The organism is Massilia consociata (assembly GCF_042432755.1).
Taxonomy (GTDB): domain Bacteria; phylum Pseudomonadota; class Gammaproteobacteria; order Burkholderiales; family Burkholderiaceae_D; genus Telluria; species Telluria consociata.
Genome location: NZ_JBHLWP010000010.1, coordinates 111,042 through 127,586 on the forward strand (window position 1 = coordinate 111,042; position 16,545 = coordinate 127,586).

The following is a 16,545-nucleotide window of genomic DNA, read 5'->3' on the forward strand; positions in this document are numbered from 1 at the left end:
TTGTCGGGCTTACCAGGGGATCGGCGTGCCGTCGTGGTTCAGGAAGGCGCCGTTGCTGGAGGCGTCCAGTGTCGCCAGCGTGGTGCGCAGGTCGCGCACGCTTTGCTCGACCGTGAGGGACGCGGCGCTGCCGCCCATGTCGGTCTGGACCCAGCCCGGGTGGAAGGACACGCAGGTGACACCCTGCGCGCCGTAGGTGATGGCGGCATCCTTCAGCACCGAGTTCAGTGCCGCCTTGCTGGCGCGGTACAGCGTGCCTTCGGTGGACGTGCGCGCGCCGATCGAGCCCATCCTGGAGGACAGCACCGCCAGCTTGCCGCGCGTGTTCGCCACCAGCGGGGCCACCACCGGGATCAGGCGCATTGCCGCCAGCACATTGGTGTGCATGACGGCGTCGAATTCGGGGCCGGTCGGGAAACCCGAACCGCTCGGGCCATACAACCCGGCCACCAGCCAGGCGGTATCGATCTTGTCGTCGTCGAGCCGCCAGCCCAGCGCGGCGATGGAGTCGGCGCTGGTGACATCCAGCTGGTGCGCTTCGGCGCCCAGTTGCGCCAGCGCGCCGCAGTCTTCCTGCTTGCGGGCGGTGGCAATCACGCGCCAGCCGTCGTCGCGGTACTGGCGCACCATCTCGTGGCCGATGCCGCGCGAGGCGCCGATGATCAGTGCTGTTGGCATATCAATCTCCTTGTAGGGTGGTCGGCTTTGCCGACCGCGCGTTCAACTATAACTGGCGTACCGGTTACGCATCGGCCGCTTGAACGCGCGGTCGGGGAACCCGACCACCCTACGATTCTTTCCAAATTGTGGTTAATCGCGCTGATAAACCTTCATTAACCACGGTTTGTCATCAAATCAGCTCGATCGCCATCGCTGTGGCTTCGCCGCCGCCGATGCACAGCGAGGCCACGCCGCGCTTGCCGCCGGTGCGCTTGAGCGCGCCCAGCAGGGTGACGATGATGCGCGCGCCCGAGGCGCCGATCGGGTGGCCCAGCGCGCAGGCGCCGCCGTGGATGTTGACCTTGTTGTGCGGGATGTCGAGGTCGCGCATGGCGGCCATCGGCACCGCGGCAAAGGCTTCGTTGATCTCGAACAGGTCGACATCCGAAGGCGTCCAGCCGGTCTTCTTGAACAGCTTCTGCATGGCGCCGATCGGGGCGGTGGTGAACAGGTTCGGTTCCTGCGCGTGGGTAGCGTGGCCGAGCACGCGGGCGATCGGGGCCAGGCCCAGCTCTTTCGCTTTCGATTCGCGCATCATGACCAGCGCGGCGGCGCCGTCGTTGATCGACGAGGACGAGGCGGCGGTGACGGTGCCTTCCTTCTTGAAGGCGGGTTTGAGGGACGGGATCTTGTCGACCTTGGCCTTCATCGGGCCTTCGTCCTTCTCGACCAGCAGTTCGCCGGTACGGGTGCTGACTGCGACCGGTGCGACTTCCCAGTCGAACCAGCCTTCGTTGTTGGCCGCTTGCGCACGCTTGACCGATTCGATCGCGAAGTTGTCCTGCTCTTCGCGGGTGAACTGGTAGGTGGCCACGCACTCTTCGGCGAAGGTGCCCATCGAACGGCCTTCGCCGGTCTTCTCGTTGCGCGAGTAGGCGTCTTCCAGGCCGTCGAGCATCATGTGGTCGAACATCGGCGCGTGGCCGATGCGGTAGCCGCCGCGCGCCTTCGGGATCAGGTACGGGGCGTTGGTCATCGATTCCATGCCGCCCGCAACGACGATGTCGGCGCTGTCGGCCACCAGCTGGTCGTGGGCGAAGATCGCGGCCTGCATCGCCGAGCCGCACATCTTGGAGAGGGTCACGGCGCCGGTCGACAGCGGCAGGCCGGCCTTGATCAGCGCCTGGCGCGCCGGGGCCTGGCCCTGGCCGGCCATCAGGCAGTTGCCGAAGTAGACGTGCTCGACGCTGTTGGCATCGACGCCGGCGCGCTCCACCGCGGCCTTGATCGCCACCGCGCCGAGGTCGCTCGCCGACTTCGACGAAAAATCGCCCTGGAAGGCGCCCATCGGGGTACGGGCGGCGCCAACGATAACGACTGGATCATTCATTGTGTAAGTTCTCCAAAATGGGTGGCGCAGCATCGGGTAAACGAGCAGGTGTCTGTTGCGCCGTGGTGGGATTGTCTTGTTTGCAGAAACGAATCTGCTGGGGGTACGGGAACACGTCGTCGACGACGCCTTCCAGGATGCGGTCCTTGTGGGATTGCCAGTATGCGCGGGTCAACAGCTCCGCGTGGTGTTGCATAAAGTAGTGCCGGATCGTCGGATTTCCAAGAAGGAAGCGGCCGAACTGTTCCGGAAACACGTCGTGCTTGCCGATCGGGTACCACGGCTCCGACGACATTTCGTCTTCTTCATTGCGCGCCTGCGGGATGTCGCGGAAATTGCAGTCGGTCAGATACTCGATCTCGTCGTAATCATAAAACACGACGCGCCCATGGCGGGTCACGCCGAAGTTCTTGTACAGCATGTCGCCCGGGAAGATATTCGCGGCGACCAGGTCCTTGATGGCATTGCCGTATTCGATCACGCCGTGCTCGATCAAGGCTTCCTTGCCCTGCTGCTGGGCGTCGGCGAGATAGAGATTCAGCGGCACCATGCGCCGTTCGATGTAGAGGTGGCGCACGATGATGCGCTCGCCCTCGATCTCGACCAGCGAGGGCGCGTGCTGCCGCAGTTCGGCCAGCAGCTCCTCGGAAAAGCGCGCAAGCGGAAAGGCGACGTCGGAATACTCGAGCGTGTCGGCCATGCGCCCGACGCGGTCGTGGTGTTTGACTAACAGGTATTTTTCCTTGACCTGGGCGCGCGTGGTCTCCTTCGGCGGAGGATAGAAATCCTTGATGACCTTGAACACGTAGGGGAAGGACGGCAGTTCGAACACCAGCATCACCAGCCCGCGGATGCCGGGGGCGATCTGGAAGCAGTCGGAGCTGTGCTTCAGGTGTTGCAGAAAATCGCGGTAGAACAGCGTCTTGCCCTGCTTTTGCAGCCCCAGCACCGTGTAGATCTCGCTGCGCGGCTTGCGCGGCATCAGGCTGCGCAGAAAACTGACGTAGGCCGACGGCACTTCCATGTCCACCAAAAAGTAGGCGCGCGTAAAACTGAACAGCAGGGTGATGTGGTACACCTCGGTGAGCACCGTGTCGAGCACCAGCTGCCCGTCGCGGTCGTGCAGCACCGGGATCACGAACGGATAGTCGCGCGGCCCGTTGATGACGCGGCCGACGATGTACGCGCCCTTGTTGCGGAAGAACAGGTTCGACAGGACCTGCAGCTGCAGGTTCGGCTCCGGCCGGTCGAGGCCGAATGCCTCGCGCATGCGCGCCTCGACGCGGGCGATGTCGCGGTCGAGGTCGGCGAACGGCACGGCGAGCTGGAAATTGGTCACCACGCGTTTTAGCGCAAAACGCAGGCCGTCGGCCGCCGGGTAGTAGACGCGGTAGGTCGGCAGCAGCTCCTCGGTCTCGATGTACTCGGTGGAGATCACCGGACGCACGAAGATGTAGTCGTTGTGGTAGTAGCTGCGGTGCAGGATGATGCAGCTGACCGAGTTGAAAAAGGTCTCGGCCAGTTCCGGCTGTTTGTGGCCCGACAGCAGGCCGATGTAGTGCAGCTTGATCTCGCGCCAGACGCGGTCGGTGAGTTCCCCGGGATCGTATGCGTCCTGCAGGACGTGGACACATTCCTGCACGCGCCGGTCGTAGTAATCGATGCGCGCGCGCGCGGCCTGTTGGGCAGTGGCCCAGTCGGCGGTCTCGAAATGGCGCCGGGCGTCCTGGCTGGACTGGCGGAACAGGCGGTAATGCTTGTCGAAGCCGTCCAGGATGGTGCGCGCGATGTCGAATGCGATCTGGGAAGACAGCAGTTTGGGGAACGCTTGCTGGGTCATCGTTCGTCTCGCGCGTGGATCGAGGAGGTGCTCATTCTATGGCAACCGTTGCGCTGCACAAGCATAAAACGTAGGCACTGCCTCTAGCACGTCGTTCCCGCGCAGGCGGGAACCCAATTTTGCGTGCACTATCGGTATGCTACCAACTTGGATTCCCGCCTGCGCGGGAAGTCATTTCCGGCAGTGCTGGGAATGACGGTTTCAAAGCTGACTAAAGAAGAAAGCTAACGCTATTCCAATACAGCCGTCTTACATCGTTTCGCCAAACAATTCACGTCCGATCAGCATGCGGCGGATTTCGCTGGTGCCGGCGCCGATCTCGTACAGCTTGGCGTCGCGCCACAGGCGGCCGACCGGATATTCGTTGATGTAGCCATTGCCGCCCAGGGTCTGGATCGCCTCGCCGGCCATCCAGGTCGCCTTCTCGGCGCTGTACAGGATGGCGCCGGCGGCGTCCTTGCGCAGGGCGCGCACGGCTTCCGGGGTGGTGGCGCGGTCGCAGGCCTGGCCCACGGCGTAGACGTAGGCGCGGCAAGCCATCATGGTCGAGTACATGTCGGCGATCTTGCCCTGCATGAGCTGGAACTCGCCGATCGCCTGGCCGAACTGTTTACGTTCATGGATATATGGCACCACCGAATCCATGCAAGCCGACATGATGCCCAGCGGTCCGCCCGACAGCACGGTGCGCTCGAAGTCCAGGCCCGACATCAAGACGTTGACGCCCTTGCCGACGCCGCCCAGCACGTTCTCGACCGGCACTTCGCAGTCCTGGAACACCAGTTCGCCGGTGTGCGAGCCGCGCATGCCCAGCTTGTCGAGCTTCTGCGCGATCGAGAACCCTTTAAAACCTTTTTCGATCAGGAAGGCGGTCATGCCGCGCGGCCCGGCCTCGATGTCGGTCTTGGCGTACACCACCAGGGTGTCGGCGTCCGGACCGTTGGTGATCCACATCTTGGTGCCGTTCAGGACATAACGATCACCATTCGGGCCGCCCTTCAGGTCGGCGCGCAGCTTCATGCTGACGACGTCGGAACCGGCATTCGGCTCGGACATCGCCAGGGCGCCCACGTGCTCGCCCGAGATCAGCTTCGGCAGGTATTTCTGTTTCTGCTCTTCGTTGCCATTTCTCTTGATCTGGTTGACGCACAGGTTCGAGTGGGCGCCGTAGGACAGGCCGACCGAGGCCGAGGCGCGCGAGATTTCTTCCATGGCGACGATGTGCGCCAGGTAGCCCATGTTGGCGCCGCCGTATTCCTCGCCCACGGTGATGCCCAGCAGGCCGAGCTCGCCCATTTTCTTCCACAGGTCCATCGGGAACTGGTCGCTGCGGTCGATCTCCGCGGCGCGCGGTGCGATTTCGCTTGCCGCAAACTGTTGTACGGCTTCGCGCAGTGCGGCGATGTCTTCGCCATGGTCAAAGGTCAGGCCTGGGAGATGCAGCATTGTCGTCCTCACGTGAACGGTGGTTGAGCAGAATAAAGCGTCCAACAACACCCCCATGGCGGCGTCGCATCGTCTTGTCGTACAAGCGTACTGCCTTCGACGCTGCGCCTTGCCCTGGGGGTGTTGTCAACCGCCCCAAGGGTGCATGATACTCGCCTCTTACGTTAACGTAAACGTCAACTAGAAGCGGAAAAAAATGCCGGGCATGCCAGCCCGGCGGACATTCAGGCAGCGTCCTTGCTTTGGGCGTTGCCGGTGCTGTCGGCGCTGTCGGCCAGCAGGCGGCGGCACTCTTCTTCGTGGGCGGAGATTTCCTCCAGCGCCATCTCGATGTCGGCGCGCTGCTGTTCCAGCGTCACGCGCTGGTGGGCCAGCACCCCGAGGAAGCGGTTGATCTGGGCGACCGTGTCGCGTGGCGACTCGTACATGTCGACAATGCTCTTGATTTCCGACAGCGTCAGGCCGAGGCGCTTGCCGCGCAGGGTGAGTTTCAGGCGGGTACGGTCGCGCGGGGTGTAGACACGGTTGCGCCCACCGACGCCTTCGCGCTTGGGACTCAGTAGTCCCTGGTCCTCATAGAAACGGATGGCGCGGGCGGTGATGTCGAATTCGCGGGCCAGTTCGGCGATGGTGTAGGTCGGGGCCATGGGTGCTCGGGGAGGCAAGACACGGAATCGCTTACAATCGTATGTCGGCGAATTTCCGTTTACGTTAACGTTAAACGCATTGTAGCGCGCCCGCCTTCCACGATCACGAAAGATTTTTTCCATGAACCCGCTCGAAGCCCAGCTGGCCTATCCCTTTGGCGACACGATCCCCGCACCCGGCACGCTGCAAGCGGTAGCGCCGGGGCTGGCCTGGATCCGCATGCCGCTGCCGTTCGCGCTCGACCACATCAACCTGTGGCTGTTGCAGGACGAGCAGGACGGGCAAGGGGGCTGGAGCGTGGTCGACTCGGGTGCCGGCACCGACGCCACCCGGGCGGCATGGGAAACGGTGCTCACGGAGGGGCTGCAGGGCGCGCCGCTGCTGCGCGTGTTTGCCACGCACTGCCATCCCGACCACGTCGGTCTGTCCGGATGGCTGGGCAAGCGTGTTGTCGGCACAGCGCACGCGCCGTTCTGGACCACTGCCGGCGAATTCGCGTTCGCCCGCATGATGGCCGCCGCGCTACCCGGCGTGGACGGGCCGTCGGCCATCCCGCACTTCGAGCGCCACGGGCTGGTGGATGCGGCAATGCTCGAGCAGATGCGCAGCCGCAAGAATTACTATCCTTCCCTGGTGCCGGCGGTGCCCGAAGCGTATACCCGCCTGCAGGACGGCGACCGGGTCCGGATCGGCGCGGCGCATTGGCGCGTCATTACCGGCTTCGGCCATTCGCCGGAACACGCTTCCCTGTATTCGGAAGAACTGAATATCCTGATTTCCGGCGACATGGTGTTGCCGCGCATTTCGACGAACGTATCGGTCTTCGCGGTCGAGCCGGAAGGCAATCCGCTCCAGTTGTATCTGGACTCGCTCAAGAAGTTCACAGATTTGCCGGAAGACACCCTGGTCCTGCCTTCGCATGGAAAACCCTTCCGAGGCTTGCATACCCGCATCCAGCAACTGCATGATCACCATGCCGCGCGGCTGGCCGAGGTCTTGAGCGCCTGCCGCGAGCCGAAATCGGCCGTGGACATCGTGCCGGTGATGTTCCGCCGCCAGCTCGATGCCCACCAGCTCAGCTTTGCACTGGGCGAGGCGCTGGCCCACCTCCATCAACTCTGGCATAACGGGCTGCTGCTGCGGACGCTAGGTGCCGACGGCATCATTCGGTTCCAGATTTTGTAACAATTGCGGTCATTCCTGCTTTACCCAGCCAGGATAATTTACCGTGAATTGTGCGACAAGCGGACAAAATTTCCTGTAGGATATCTTTTTTCTTGCTTTGGCGAGGTAAAAGAAGGGTTTTGCTATTTTTTATCGCGTCAATTCTATTAAATAATCACATCTTTGTGAATTTTTAAGGGTATGATTATCCGCGAGGCTTCTCATCAGTAGGAAGCCGCTGTCCGCATACGCAATTGTAAGTATCACAATGAATTCAACCAATGAACGGGAGAGCTTCAGTGAGCGCCTGCAGCAGGCGCTGAAGAACGCCCACTACTCCCCGGATAGCCCGACCCGCCTTGCCAGGGAATTCAACATCCGTTTCGAAGGCCGCCCGATCACTGTCCACGCCGCACGCAAGTGGCTGGTGGGCGAAGCCATCCCGACCCAGGAAAAACTGCGCATGATTGCCCAGTGGCTGGGCGTACCGGCCGACTGGCTCCGTTTTGGCGGCACCGAACATGCCGCCGATGGCAGCGAGGGCAATGGCAATGCCGCACGTTTCGAGTCCGCCGACGTCAAGCTGATCGCAGATTTGCAGCGCCTCGACGAACACCATCGCCAGCTCGCGCGCGAGTTCATCCGCATGCTGGTGCGCATGAACCACCAGAAGCCCGAGCAAAAATAGTTTCGCAACTGCATTTCGTGGCTGCAGGACCGCACAAACGGACGGACCTGGTACATAATCTGTCCAGTGGCGGACGGATCCGCCGCTATCGGTCACGTCAAGGAGCAGCTGCCGTATGCGAAACAACTACGCCAACACCGCCCAGCTCAAGGAACTGATGACCGCACCGCCGATGACGGCGGCGCGCCATGCCGAGTTACTGCGACAACGCAATGCCCGGCGGCGGATGCTCGAGGAAGCGCGCGACGCGAAGAAGGCCGACGATTCGGGATTCGACGCCGACAAGCGCTGACTGCCCCCGGCGCCTGCCGGTCAGGCGTCCGATGTACCTTTCATGCCGCCCCAGCGCGGGGCATGGGCATTGTCGAGCCCAAGCAGGTCGATCGCCCGGTCGACCGTGTGTTCGACCATCTCTTCGATCGTCGCCGGGCGGTGGTAAAAGCTCGGCAGGGGCGGGAACACGATGCCGCCCATTTCCGTCACGGCCGTCATGTTGCGCAGGTGCGCCAGGTTGAAGGGCGTCTCGCGCACCATCAGCACCAGGCGCCGGCGTTCCTTCAGCATCACGTCGGCAGCGCGCGTGACGAGATTGTCCGACAGGCCATGGGCCACGGCCGCCAGCGTTTTCATGGAACAGGGAGCGATCACCATGCCGTCGGTCTGGAACGAACCGCTGGCGATCGAGGCGCCGATGTCGCGGTTGCGGTGGACGACGTGGGCCAGGGCTTCGGCGTCACGCCGCTGCAGGCCGAGTTCCTGGTGCAGGGTGAGGGAGGCGGCGTCGGAAATGACCAGGTGGCTTTCGACGCCGGGAGTCGCGTGCAGCCGCCGCAGCAGCTGCACGCCATAGACCGCGCCGGTCGCGCCGGTGATGGCGACGATGATGCGACGCGGGCGACCGCTCATGCGATCAGCCGTTCTTCAGCAGGGCCTGCAGTTCGCCCGAATCGTACATCTCGTTCATGATGTCGGTGCCGCCGATGAATTCGCCGCGCACGTAGAGCTGCGGGATGGTCGGCCAGTTCGAGTAGTCCTTGATGCCCTGGCGCACTTCCGCATCTTCCAGCACGTTGACGGTGGCGATGTTATCGACGCCGCAGGCTTTCAGGATCTGGATGGCGCGGCCCGAGAAGCCGCATTGCGGGAACTGGGCGGTTCCCTTCATGAACAGCACCACCGGGGTGTTGGTCACGGTGTCTTTGATCCAGGTTTGTACGTCGCTCATGTGTTTGCCTTCGGTGAGAATGGGTGAGATGCCGCCATTTTATAAGAATTCGGCGGGGCGGGCATGGTATCCAACGGCGGCCGGCGAAAGGGTTAAGTTAACGATTTTTATCCAATGTGAGAATTGATCAGTTTTTCTTACGCAGGATGTCTATATCATTGTTCGCTTATCAATCCCGTGGAGTGTAGACGTGACGCGTTCAGAAGCGAAGACTTACCAGGGCTTTGCCACCATGTCTTCTCCCATGATGTGGGCCTTGGCCGCCCTGTTCGGGATCCCGGCCGTGTACGGCCTGACGCTGGGCCTGGCGGGTTCGACGCTGGCAGAGAGGCTGTTCAACGTGGCCAAGCTAAGCATGGGCCTGTTCATGCTGTACTGCGCCGTGCGGGCTTACCAGGGCAAGCGCGCCGTCCTCGCCTCGCGCGGCATCGTCATGCTTGGCCAGGTTTGCCTGGGACTGTTCGTGCTGTGCTTCCTGGCAAAGATCGGCGTGATCCCCCTGCCCAATGATGCTTGAGCGGGGGCGCTGATCGAATGTGCCGGTCTGGCGCGGGATGCCGGATCAGGCCGGGGCTGATATGATCGCGCGAATTCCATTTTTCATGCAGACCACGCCATGCAAAAGCCAACCGGCCGCGTTCCTTCGCCCACCGCCAACCTCGTCATCGCCGCCCTGCTCGGGGTGCCCGGCCTGATCAACCTCGTCGGCGGCGCCACGCGCGGCAGCATCGGCGACGTCATCTCCGGCATCGCGGCGCTGATCTACGCGGCACTGCTGGTGCGCGACGCCCTGCACATCAAGAAGACCGGCCTTCCGGCCATGCCGCAGGCACGCATGCTCCTGGTCGGTTTCGGCTGCCTGGCGCTCTACCTGGTCGGCCTGCTCATCAAGCACAACGGGTAAGCGGCCTCCTGCCAGCGCGACGGCTGGCGGCGACGCCGAGGATGCCCAGGCCCAGCAGGGCGAGCGGGGCGGGCTCGGGTACGACGGCGCCGGCATAGGTCCGGAACGCCAGGTCGTAGGTTGGATACGGGTCCGTCTGGAACCATGCGATGCCGTTGACGTAGTCCCCGTCGCTATAGGCCGCAACCAGGTCTCGTGAGGTGGAGCTTAGCTGCAGATAATACTGGCTGCCGGCAGCGATCGTGACAGGGGACCAGAATGCATCGATCCATCCCGACTCGCTGGCCACCGCAGTGACCATGCCCGATGCGATGAGATTGCCGTTGGTCAGGGCGTCATAGATGCTGAGCGTGACGTCGCCGGCAGGCGCATGGTAATCCGGATGGATGTAGATTCCGGCGCCGGCGATCGTTCCGGCGTTTTGCTGGAAGCTTTGTGCGCAGCCGTTCAGGTGGCAAAAGCCACCGCCCCGGCTGGGATTCGGACTGTGCTGGTCGAGGATCGGGGCGGCAAGGGCGGCGCCCTGCAGGGCGAATGCGGAAACGGCGAGCAGGACCTTCAACGGCTTGGCGAATTTCATCTGGCACCCCTGTTGTGATGAATGGACGATTTTCCAGTTAGCAATACTTGTGCCAGCCTGTATGCGCTCAATCAAAACAACAAGTTACGCGCTTGGGTCGAGGCCTGCCGGGAAGACGTGTAAGAAGTTCCGACACGCCCTCCCGTCCGCCACCGCGTCGCCGCCTTGCCTGTTACTTGCGCAGTTTGGCGAAGGCCGCCGCCATCGCGCCGCCGGTCGCCGCGCCGCTGGCTGAACCCGAGCGCTCCTGGCGCTGCTGGTGCTGGGCCACGCGCTTGCGGTCGTCGCGGTCGCCGCGTTGCTGCGGCTGCGCACCCGGTTGCGGCGCGCTGTCCGACAGGCGCATGGTCAGGGCGATGCGCTTGCGCTTGACGTCCACTTCCAGCACTTTTACTTTTACCACCTGCCCGGCCTTGACCACGGTGTGCGGGTCCTTCACGAACGTGTTCGACAGCGCCGAGATGTGCACCAGCCCATCCTGGTGCACGCCGACGTCCACGAATGCCCCGAAGGCCGCGACGTTGGTCACCACGCCCTCCAGGATCATGTCCGGGCGCAGGTCCGAGATGGCTTCCACGCCTTCCTTGAAGGTGGCGGTGGTGAATTCCGGACGCGGGTCGCGGCCCGGCTTTTCCAGTTCCTTCAGGATGTCGGTCACGGTCGGTACGCCGAATTTGTCGTCGGCGTACTTCTTCGGGTCGAGCGACTTGATCAGGGAGCTGTCGCCGATCACCGCCTTCATGTCGCGCTTGATGTCCGCCAGGATCTTCTGGACGACCGGGTAGGATTCCGGGTGCACGGCCGACGCGTCCAGCGGGTTCTCGCCGTTCATCACACGCAGAAAACCGGCCGCCTGCTCGAAGGTCTTGTCGCCCAGGCGCGGTACGGCTTTGAGCGCCGCGCGCGAGGTGAACGCGCCCTTCATGTCGCGGTAGGTGACGATGCTCTGCGCCACGCTGGAGGACAAACCCGACACCCGCGCCAGCAGCGGCGCCGAGGCCGTGTTAACGTCGACGCCCACCGCGTTCACGCAGTCCTCCACCACCGCGTCGAGCGAGCGCGCGAGCTGGGTCTGCGACACGTCGTGCTGGTACTGGCCGACGCCGATCGACTTCGGATCGATTTTGACGAGTTCGGCCAGCGGGTCCTGCAGGCGGCGCGCGATCGACACCGCGCCGCGCAGCGACACGTCGAGTTCCGGCAGCTCGCGCGAGGCGAATTCCGAGGCCGAATACACCGAGGCGCCGGCTTCCGAGACGACGATCTTCTGCAGCTTGAGCTCCGGATTCTGCTTGATCAGGTCCTGGGCCAATTTGTCGGTTTCGCGCGAGGCGGTGCCGTTGCCGATCGAGACCAGGGACACGTTGTGCTTCGCCGCCAGCTGGCCCAGCACGTGCAGGGCGCCGTCCCAGTCGTTGCGCGGCTGGTGCGGGTACACGGTGGCGGTATCGACCACCTTGCCGGTGGCGTCGACCACCGCCACTTTGACGCCGGTGCGCAGGCCCGGGTCCAGGCCCATGGTCGCGCGCGGGCCGGCCGGCGCCGCCAGCAGCAGCGACTTCAGGTTGCGCGCGAAGACGTTGATGGCATCGAGTTCGGCCTTCTCGCGCAGCGCGCCCATCAGCTCGGTCTCGATGTACATGAAGCTCTTGACGCGCCAGGTCCAGCGTGCGGTGTCGAGCAGCCACTTGTCGGCCGGGCGGCCGAGCGACTTGATGCCGAAGTGGGCGCAGATGCGGCTCTCGCACGGATTGTGCGGCGCGTCCCACTTCGGTTTTTCGGCTTCCGAATCGAGGCGCAGGGTCACGTCCAGCACGCCCTCGCGGCGGCCGCGCATGAGGGCCAGCGCGCGGTGCGAAGGCACGGTGGCCAAGGTTTCGGAGTAGTCGAAGTAGTCGGCGAACTTCTCTCCTTCTTCTTCCTTGCCGGCGACGACTTTCGACTCCACCACGCCATGCTCCTGCACGTACTCGCGCAGCGACTGCAGCAGGGTCGCGTCTTCCGCAAAACGCTCCATCAGGATCTGGCGCGCGCCGTCCAGCGCGGCCTTCGCGTCCGGCACGCCCGGGTTGGCGCCGCCGTCCGCATTGGTGAAGGCTTCGCGCAGGTAGCCGGCTGCCGCCGCGTCGGGCTGCAGGGTCGGGTCGCCCAGCAGCGCATCGGCCAGCGGCGCCAGGCCCGCTTCGATCGCGATCTGCGCCTTGGTGCGGCGCTTCTGCTTGTAGGGCAGGTACAGGTCTTCCAGGCGGGTCTTGTCCTCGGCGTGCATGATCGCGTCGAGCAGTTCGGGCGTCATCTTGTTCTGCTCCGTGACCGAGGCGACGATCGCGGCGCGGCGCTCTTCCAGTTCGCGCAGGTAGCGCAGGCGCTCTTCCAGCAGGCGCAGTTGAATGTCGTCGAGCCCGCCTGTGGCTTCCTTGCGGTAGCGCGCGATGAACGGGACGGTGGCGCCTTCATCGAGCAGGGCGACGGCGGCGCTTACCTGGGCCGGCTTGGCGGAGAGTTCGAGGGCGAGGCGTTGTTCGATGGATGGCAGCATGGGGCGCGATGTGGTCCGGTGTGGTGCGTGCTGTGAGACACACATGTATCTAAAAGGTCAAGCGGACAATGATACGCAAACGGGACGGATACGCCAGTCTTGACAGCGCCACTTGAACATGCGAGAACAGTCGGCTTCGCGCGAAGAACGCCTGCACGAACGGAGTGCACGCAGATGCAGCGGACAAGTTTTGTCCGCTACGTGCGATTCCGAACAAAACGGAAGCGTCCGTATGAAGGATAATGTTCGTTATTGTCGTTTTTAATACAGACACACGAGACCCATGCACACAGTCGATGATCATCGCGAGAACGCCAGCGACGCACCCGCAGTTGTACCCGCAGTCGCCCGCGCTCCCGCACGCGCTCCCGCCCTGCCCGCGCCGGTGGTGAGCTGGCTGCAACGGGTCGAAGCGGCAGCGCATCCGCAGCCCAAGCTGACCGACGAGGTCGCCGATCCGAAGGCCGTGCAGTACAAGTTCGTCTACGTGATGGCGCCGACCAGCGGTGGCCGCCACGTCGCCATCTGTCTGTGCAAGGCGCGCCTGCGCCCGAACGGCGACGTCGCCGCGGCGAGCCCGGTGAGCGAAGTGTTCTCGCTGCTGTCGGCGCCGCCCGCCTACCTCGAAGGCGACGACGTCGACCTGGTGCGCTTCTTCATCGCGATGCGCAGCGGCTCGGCCCAGGGCACCAGCGCCACCGAACCGAAAGGCAAGGTCGGCGCCATCCTGCTGCAGATGCTGCTCGAACAGGGCAAGCTGCTGTGGGCGAACTCGTGGTCCGACATGGCCAATGGCCTGGTCTACCCGCTGCAGGCGGGGCCCACGCGCCTGGCCAGCCTGGCCTGGCGCGACGAAGGCCGCGTCGCCAAGCTCGGATGGTCGGTGGAGCCGGCCAAGGGCGCCACCCACAGCGGGGCCGACCTGATCGACTACATGCTGCCGACCGACCCGCCGTGGTACATCGACAACCTGTCGATCGGCCCGCTGGAACTCAATCGCGGCGGCATCGACATCTCGCTGGCCGAACTGCAGGCGCTGGTGGCGCAGGCCCCGGCGCTCTCCGGCACCGACAAGAAGCGCGTCTCGCAGCTGCTGCTCGCGCACGGCCTGCAGCAATTGATGCCGCTGCCGCAGCCGCTCACCCAGCGCCTGCGGAACGATGTCAAGCCGATCCCGCACCTGCTGCTCGATTCGGTGCAGCTGGCCGACGGCGGCGCCCCGCGCTGGCACGACTTCGCGGTGCTGGCCTACGACTACGACGGCCAGCGCGTCTCGTTCGACCCGGCCCAGCGCGTGGTGCGCCAGATTGGCGACGTCACCGAGATCATCGAACGCGACCCGAAGGCCGAAGCGGCGGCGCTCAATAAACTGAACGAGATCGGCTTCCGCAAGCCGGCCACCGCCCCGTTCAACGCCATGGCCGGCGCCCTGGTGCTGGACAGCCAGGCGCACTGGCTGCGCTTTGCAGAAGGCGACCTCGATGCCTTGTCCGACGCCGGCTGGCACCTGCAGAAATCGGCCAAGTACCGCTACGACACGGTGGCGGTCGAAGACTGGTACGCCGACATCGACGAGCCGATCGAGGCGGGCAACGCCTGGTTCGAACTCGAACTGGGCATCGTGGTCGCGCGCAAGCGCGTGCCGCTGCTGCCGGTGCTGGTGCAGCTGATCCGCAGCGCGCCCGCCGACTTCGACCCGGCCGTGCTGGCGGCGCACGCCGAAGCCGACCAGATGCTGGCCACGCTGCCGGACGGCGTGCGCGTGGCGCTGCCGTGGGGGCGCCTGAAGCCGATCCTCGCCACCCTGGGCGAGCTGTACTTCAACGACAAGATCAAGGGGCGCCTGCGCCTGTCCACGCTCGATGCGGCGCGCCTGGAAGAACTTGCACGCGGCGTCGAGTTGCGCTGGACCGGCGGCGAGCGCCTGCGCGAGACCGGCCGCAAGCTGAGCCAGTTCGGCTCGGTCAAGAAAGCCGTGCCGCCAGCAGGACTTCAAGCAACACTGCGTGACTACCAGCTCGACGGCCTGTCGTGGATGCAGTTCCTGCGCGAGTACGACCTGGGCGGCATCCTGGCCGACGACATGGGCCTCGGCAAGACCGTGCAGACGATCGCGCACATCCTCATCGAGAAGGAAGCCGGGCGCCTGACCAGCCCGGCCCTCGTGATCGCGCCGACCAGCCTGATGACCAACTGGTTCGACGAAGCCGCGCGCTTCGCGCCGAGCCTGAAGGTGCTGCTCCTGCAGGGCAAGGAGCGCATGGACCTGTTCGACCAGATCGACGAGGCCGACGTGGTGCTGACCACCTATGCGCTGCTGCCGCGCGATGAGGAAAGGCTGCGCGAGCACCACTATCACCTGGTGATCCTGGACGAATCGCACTACATCAAGAACACCCGCTCCAAGGCGGCGCAGACGGCCGGCTCGCTCAGTGCGAACCACCGCCTGTGCCTGTCCGGCACGCCGCTCGAGAACCACCTGGGCGAATTGTGGTCGCAGTTCCACTTCCTGCTGCCGGGCCTGCTGGGCGACGAAAAAACCTTCAACAACCAGTTCCGCCACCCGATCGAACGCCAGGACGACTCGGTGCGCCGCGCCTTGCTCAGCCGCCGCATCAAGCCTTTCCTGCTGCGCCGGACCAAGGACCACGTGGCCAAGGAACTGCCGGAGAAGACCGAGATGGTGCGCCGCATCGAACTGGCCGGCCCGCAGCGCGACCTGTACGAAACCGTGCGCCTGGCGATGGACAAGAAGGTGCGCGAAGAGATCGACCGCAAGGGCGTGGCGCGCAGCCAGATCGTCATCCTGGAAGCGCTGCTCAAGCTGCGCCAGGTCTGCTGCGATCCGCGCCTGGTCAAGGCGATGCCGGGCAAGAAGAACTCGGCGGCGGTGTCGGCCAAGCTGATGGACCTGATGCAGATGGTCGAAGACCTGTTGCAGGAAGGGCGCAAGATCCTGGTGTTCTCGCAGTTCACCAGCATGCTGTTCCTGATCGAGGAAGAACTCGCCGCACGCGGCATCCACTATGCGATGCTCACCGGCGAGACGCGCGACCGCTCGGCACAGGTGGCTGCCTTCCAGCAGGGCGCGGTGCCGATCTTCCTGATCAGCCTGAAGGCCGGCGGCGTCGGCCTGAACCTCACCGCGGCCGACACCGTGATCCACTACGACCCGTGGTGGAACCCGGCGGCCGAGAACCAGGCCACCGACCGCGCCTGGCGCATCGGGCAGGACAAGCCGGTGTTCGTCTATAAGCTGATCGCCAAGGGCACGCTGGAAGAAAAGATCCAGCTGCTGCAGCAGAAGAAGTCGGAACTGGCGCAGTCGATCCTGTCCGAAGGCGAATCGCAGAAGATGGCGCTGACGCAGGAAGACCTGCAGGCGATCTTCGCGCCGCTGGACGACGGCGCGGCCTGATGCAAGCGCCGGCGATCCGATGCACGGGAGGCCGCATCGGATC

Annotated in this window: 15 protein-coding genes; 6 read left to right on the forward strand and 9 right to left on the reverse strand. The window is 64.3% G+C overall.

What is annotated here, in order from left to right:
* Positions 1-9: 9 nt before the first annotated feature.
* From ACFFJK_RS10660 to ACFFJK_RS10680, 5 genes are all read right to left on the reverse strand, one after another.
* Entirely contained in the window at positions 10-678 is a 669-nt protein-coding gene (locus ACFFJK_RS10660; protein ID WP_379679106.1) for an SDR family oxidoreductase, read from the reverse strand.
* A gap of 172 nt (positions 679-850) precedes the next feature.
* Positions 851-2,050, reverse strand: coding sequence for an acetyl-CoA C-acyltransferase (locus ACFFJK_RS10665; protein WP_379679107.1), 1,200 nt, complete (start codon positions 2,048-2,050; stop codon positions 851-853).
* Positions 2,043-3,890, reverse strand: a complete 1,848-nt coding sequence (gene aceK / locus ACFFJK_RS10670; RefSeq protein ID WP_379679108.1) for a bifunctional isocitrate dehydrogenase kinase/phosphatase — start codon at positions 3,888-3,890, stop codon at positions 2,043-2,045. The genes ACFFJK_RS10665 and aceK overlap by 8 nt, the downstream gene beginning before the upstream one ends.
* Positions 3,891-4,139: 249 nt before the next feature.
* Positions 4,140-5,336, reverse strand: a complete 1,197-nt coding sequence (locus ACFFJK_RS10675) for an isovaleryl-CoA dehydrogenase (protein ID WP_379679109.1) — start codon at positions 5,334-5,336, stop codon at positions 4,140-4,142.
* 224 nt (positions 5,337-5,560) lie between these two features.
* Entirely contained in the window at positions 5,561-5,983 is a 423-nt protein-coding gene (locus tag ACFFJK_RS10680) for a MerR family transcriptional regulator (RefSeq protein ID WP_379679110.1), read from the reverse strand.
* A 121-nt stretch (positions 5,984-6,104) separates the two neighbouring features.
* On the opposite strand from ACFFJK_RS10680, the gene ACFFJK_RS10685 reads away from it, so the two are divergent.
* From ACFFJK_RS10685 to ACFFJK_RS10695, 3 genes are all read left to right on the forward strand, one after another.
* On the forward strand, positions 6,105-7,169 hold the full coding sequence (locus ACFFJK_RS10685) for an MBL fold metallo-hydrolase (RefSeq protein ID WP_379679111.1): 1,065 nt from the start codon (positions 6,105-6,107) through the stop codon (positions 7,167-7,169).
* Between the two features lie 247 nt (positions 7,170-7,416).
* The gene (locus ACFFJK_RS10690) at positions 7,417-7,836 is read left to right on the forward strand and encodes a hypothetical protein (protein ID WP_379679112.1); all 420 of its coding nucleotides are present in this window, start codon (positions 7,417-7,419) and stop codon (positions 7,834-7,836) included.
* 115 nt (positions 7,837-7,951) lie between these two features.
* Positions 7,952-8,128, forward strand: coding sequence for a hypothetical protein (locus ACFFJK_RS10695; protein WP_379679113.1), 177 nt, complete (start codon positions 7,952-7,954; stop codon positions 8,126-8,128).
* 20 nt (positions 8,129-8,148) lie between these two features.
* Here ACFFJK_RS10695 and ACFFJK_RS10700 read toward each other — a convergent pair whose 3' ends face one another.
* Together ACFFJK_RS10700 and grxD are read right to left on the reverse strand one after the other, a co-directional pair.
* Positions 8,149-8,742: a UbiX family flavin prenyltransferase gene (locus ACFFJK_RS10700; protein WP_379679114.1), complete on the reverse strand. Its 594-nt coding sequence runs from the start codon at positions 8,740-8,742 to the stop codon at positions 8,149-8,151.
* A gap of 4 nt (positions 8,743-8,746) precedes the next feature.
* A complete protein-coding gene (gene grxD, locus ACFFJK_RS10705; protein ID WP_379679115.1) occupies positions 8,747-9,061 on the reverse strand; it encodes a Grx4 family monothiol glutaredoxin in 315 nt (104 codons plus the stop codon).
* A 190-nt stretch (positions 9,062-9,251) separates the two neighbouring features.
* On the opposite strand from grxD, the gene ACFFJK_RS10710 reads away from it, so the two are divergent.
* Together ACFFJK_RS10710 and ACFFJK_RS10715 are read left to right on the forward strand one after the other, a co-directional pair.
* Positions 9,252-9,578: a hypothetical protein gene (locus ACFFJK_RS10710; protein WP_379679116.1), complete on the forward strand. Its 327-nt coding sequence runs from the start codon at positions 9,252-9,254 to the stop codon at positions 9,576-9,578.
* Positions 9,579-9,677: 99 nt separating this feature from the next.
* Positions 9,678-9,965 carry a hypothetical protein gene (locus ACFFJK_RS10715; protein ID WP_379679117.1) on the forward strand — a complete coding sequence of 96 codons (288 nt, stop codon included), beginning with the start codon at positions 9,678-9,680 and terminating at the stop codon, positions 9,963-9,965.
* Here the strand turns inward: ACFFJK_RS10715 and ACFFJK_RS10720 are convergent.
* Positions 9,949-10,545 carry a PEP-CTERM sorting domain-containing protein gene (locus ACFFJK_RS10720; RefSeq protein ID WP_379679118.1) on the reverse strand — a complete coding sequence of 199 codons (597 nt, stop codon included), beginning with the start codon at positions 10,543-10,545 and terminating at the stop codon, positions 9,949-9,951. The genes ACFFJK_RS10715 and ACFFJK_RS10720 overlap by 17 nt on opposite strands.
* Before the next feature lie 172 nt (positions 10,546-10,717).
* On the reverse strand, positions 10,718-13,084 hold the full coding sequence (locus tag ACFFJK_RS10725) for a Tex family protein (RefSeq protein WP_379679119.1): 2,367 nt from the start codon (positions 13,082-13,084) through the stop codon (positions 10,718-10,720).
* A 283-nt stretch (positions 13,085-13,367) separates the two neighbouring features.
* On the opposite strand from ACFFJK_RS10725, the gene ACFFJK_RS10730 reads away from it, so the two are divergent.
* On the forward strand, positions 13,368-16,502 hold the full coding sequence (locus ACFFJK_RS10730) for a DEAD/DEAH box helicase (protein WP_379679120.1): 3,135 nt from the start codon (positions 13,368-13,370) through the stop codon (positions 16,500-16,502).
* The last annotated feature ends 43 nt before the right edge of the window (positions 16,503-16,545 follow it).

Excerpts from the sequence above, each read along its gene's own strand:
- ACFFJK_RS10715 (WP_379679117.1), top strand. The coding sequence starts at position 9,678 with ATGCAAAAGCCAACCGGCCGCGTTCCTTCGCCCACCGCCAACCTCGTC.
- ACFFJK_RS10725 (WP_379679119.1), bottom strand. The coding sequence starts at position 13,084 with ATGCTGCCATCCATCGAACAACGCCTCGCCCTCGAACTCTCCGCCAAG.
- grxD (WP_379679115.1), bottom strand. The coding sequence starts at position 9,061 with ATGAGCGACGTACAAACCTGGATCAAAGACACCGTGACCAACACCCCG.
- ACFFJK_RS10685 (WP_379679111.1), top strand. The coding sequence starts at position 6,105 with ATGAACCCGCTCGAAGCCCAGCTGGCCTATCCCTTTGGCGACACGATC.
- ACFFJK_RS10700 (WP_379679114.1), bottom strand. The coding sequence starts at position 8,742 with ATGAGCGGTCGCCCGCGTCGCATCATCGTCGCCATCACCGGCGCGACC.
- ACFFJK_RS10695 (WP_379679113.1), top strand. The coding sequence starts at position 7,952 with ATGCGAAACAACTACGCCAACACCGCCCAGCTCAAGGAACTGATGACC.
- ACFFJK_RS10675 (WP_379679109.1), bottom strand. The coding sequence starts at position 5,336 with ATGCTGCATCTCCCAGGCCTGACCTTTGACCATGGCGAAGACATCGCC.
- ACFFJK_RS10665 (WP_379679107.1), bottom strand. The coding sequence starts at position 2,050 with ATGAATGATCCAGTCGTTATCGTTGGCGCCGCCCGTACCCCGATGGGC.
- ACFFJK_RS10680 (WP_379679110.1), bottom strand. The coding sequence starts at position 5,983 with ATGGCCCCGACCTACACCATCGCCGAACTGGCCCGCGAATTCGACATC.
- aceK (WP_379679108.1), bottom strand. The coding sequence starts at position 3,890 with ATGACCCAGCAAGCGTTCCCCAAACTGCTGTCTTCCCAGATCGCATTC.
- ACFFJK_RS10720 (WP_379679118.1), bottom strand. The coding sequence starts at position 10,545 with ATGAAATTCGCCAAGCCGTTGAAGGTCCTGCTCGCCGTTTCCGCATTC.
- ACFFJK_RS10660 (WP_379679106.1), bottom strand. The coding sequence starts at position 678 with ATGCCAACAGCACTGATCATCGGCGCCTCGCGCGGCATCGGCCACGAG.
- ACFFJK_RS10730 (WP_379679120.1), top strand. The coding sequence starts at position 13,368 with ATGCACACAGTCGATGATCATCGCGAGAACGCCAGCGACGCACCCGCA.
- ACFFJK_RS10690 (WP_379679112.1), top strand. The coding sequence starts at position 7,417 with ATGAATTCAACCAATGAACGGGAGAGCTTCAGTGAGCGCCTGCAGCAG.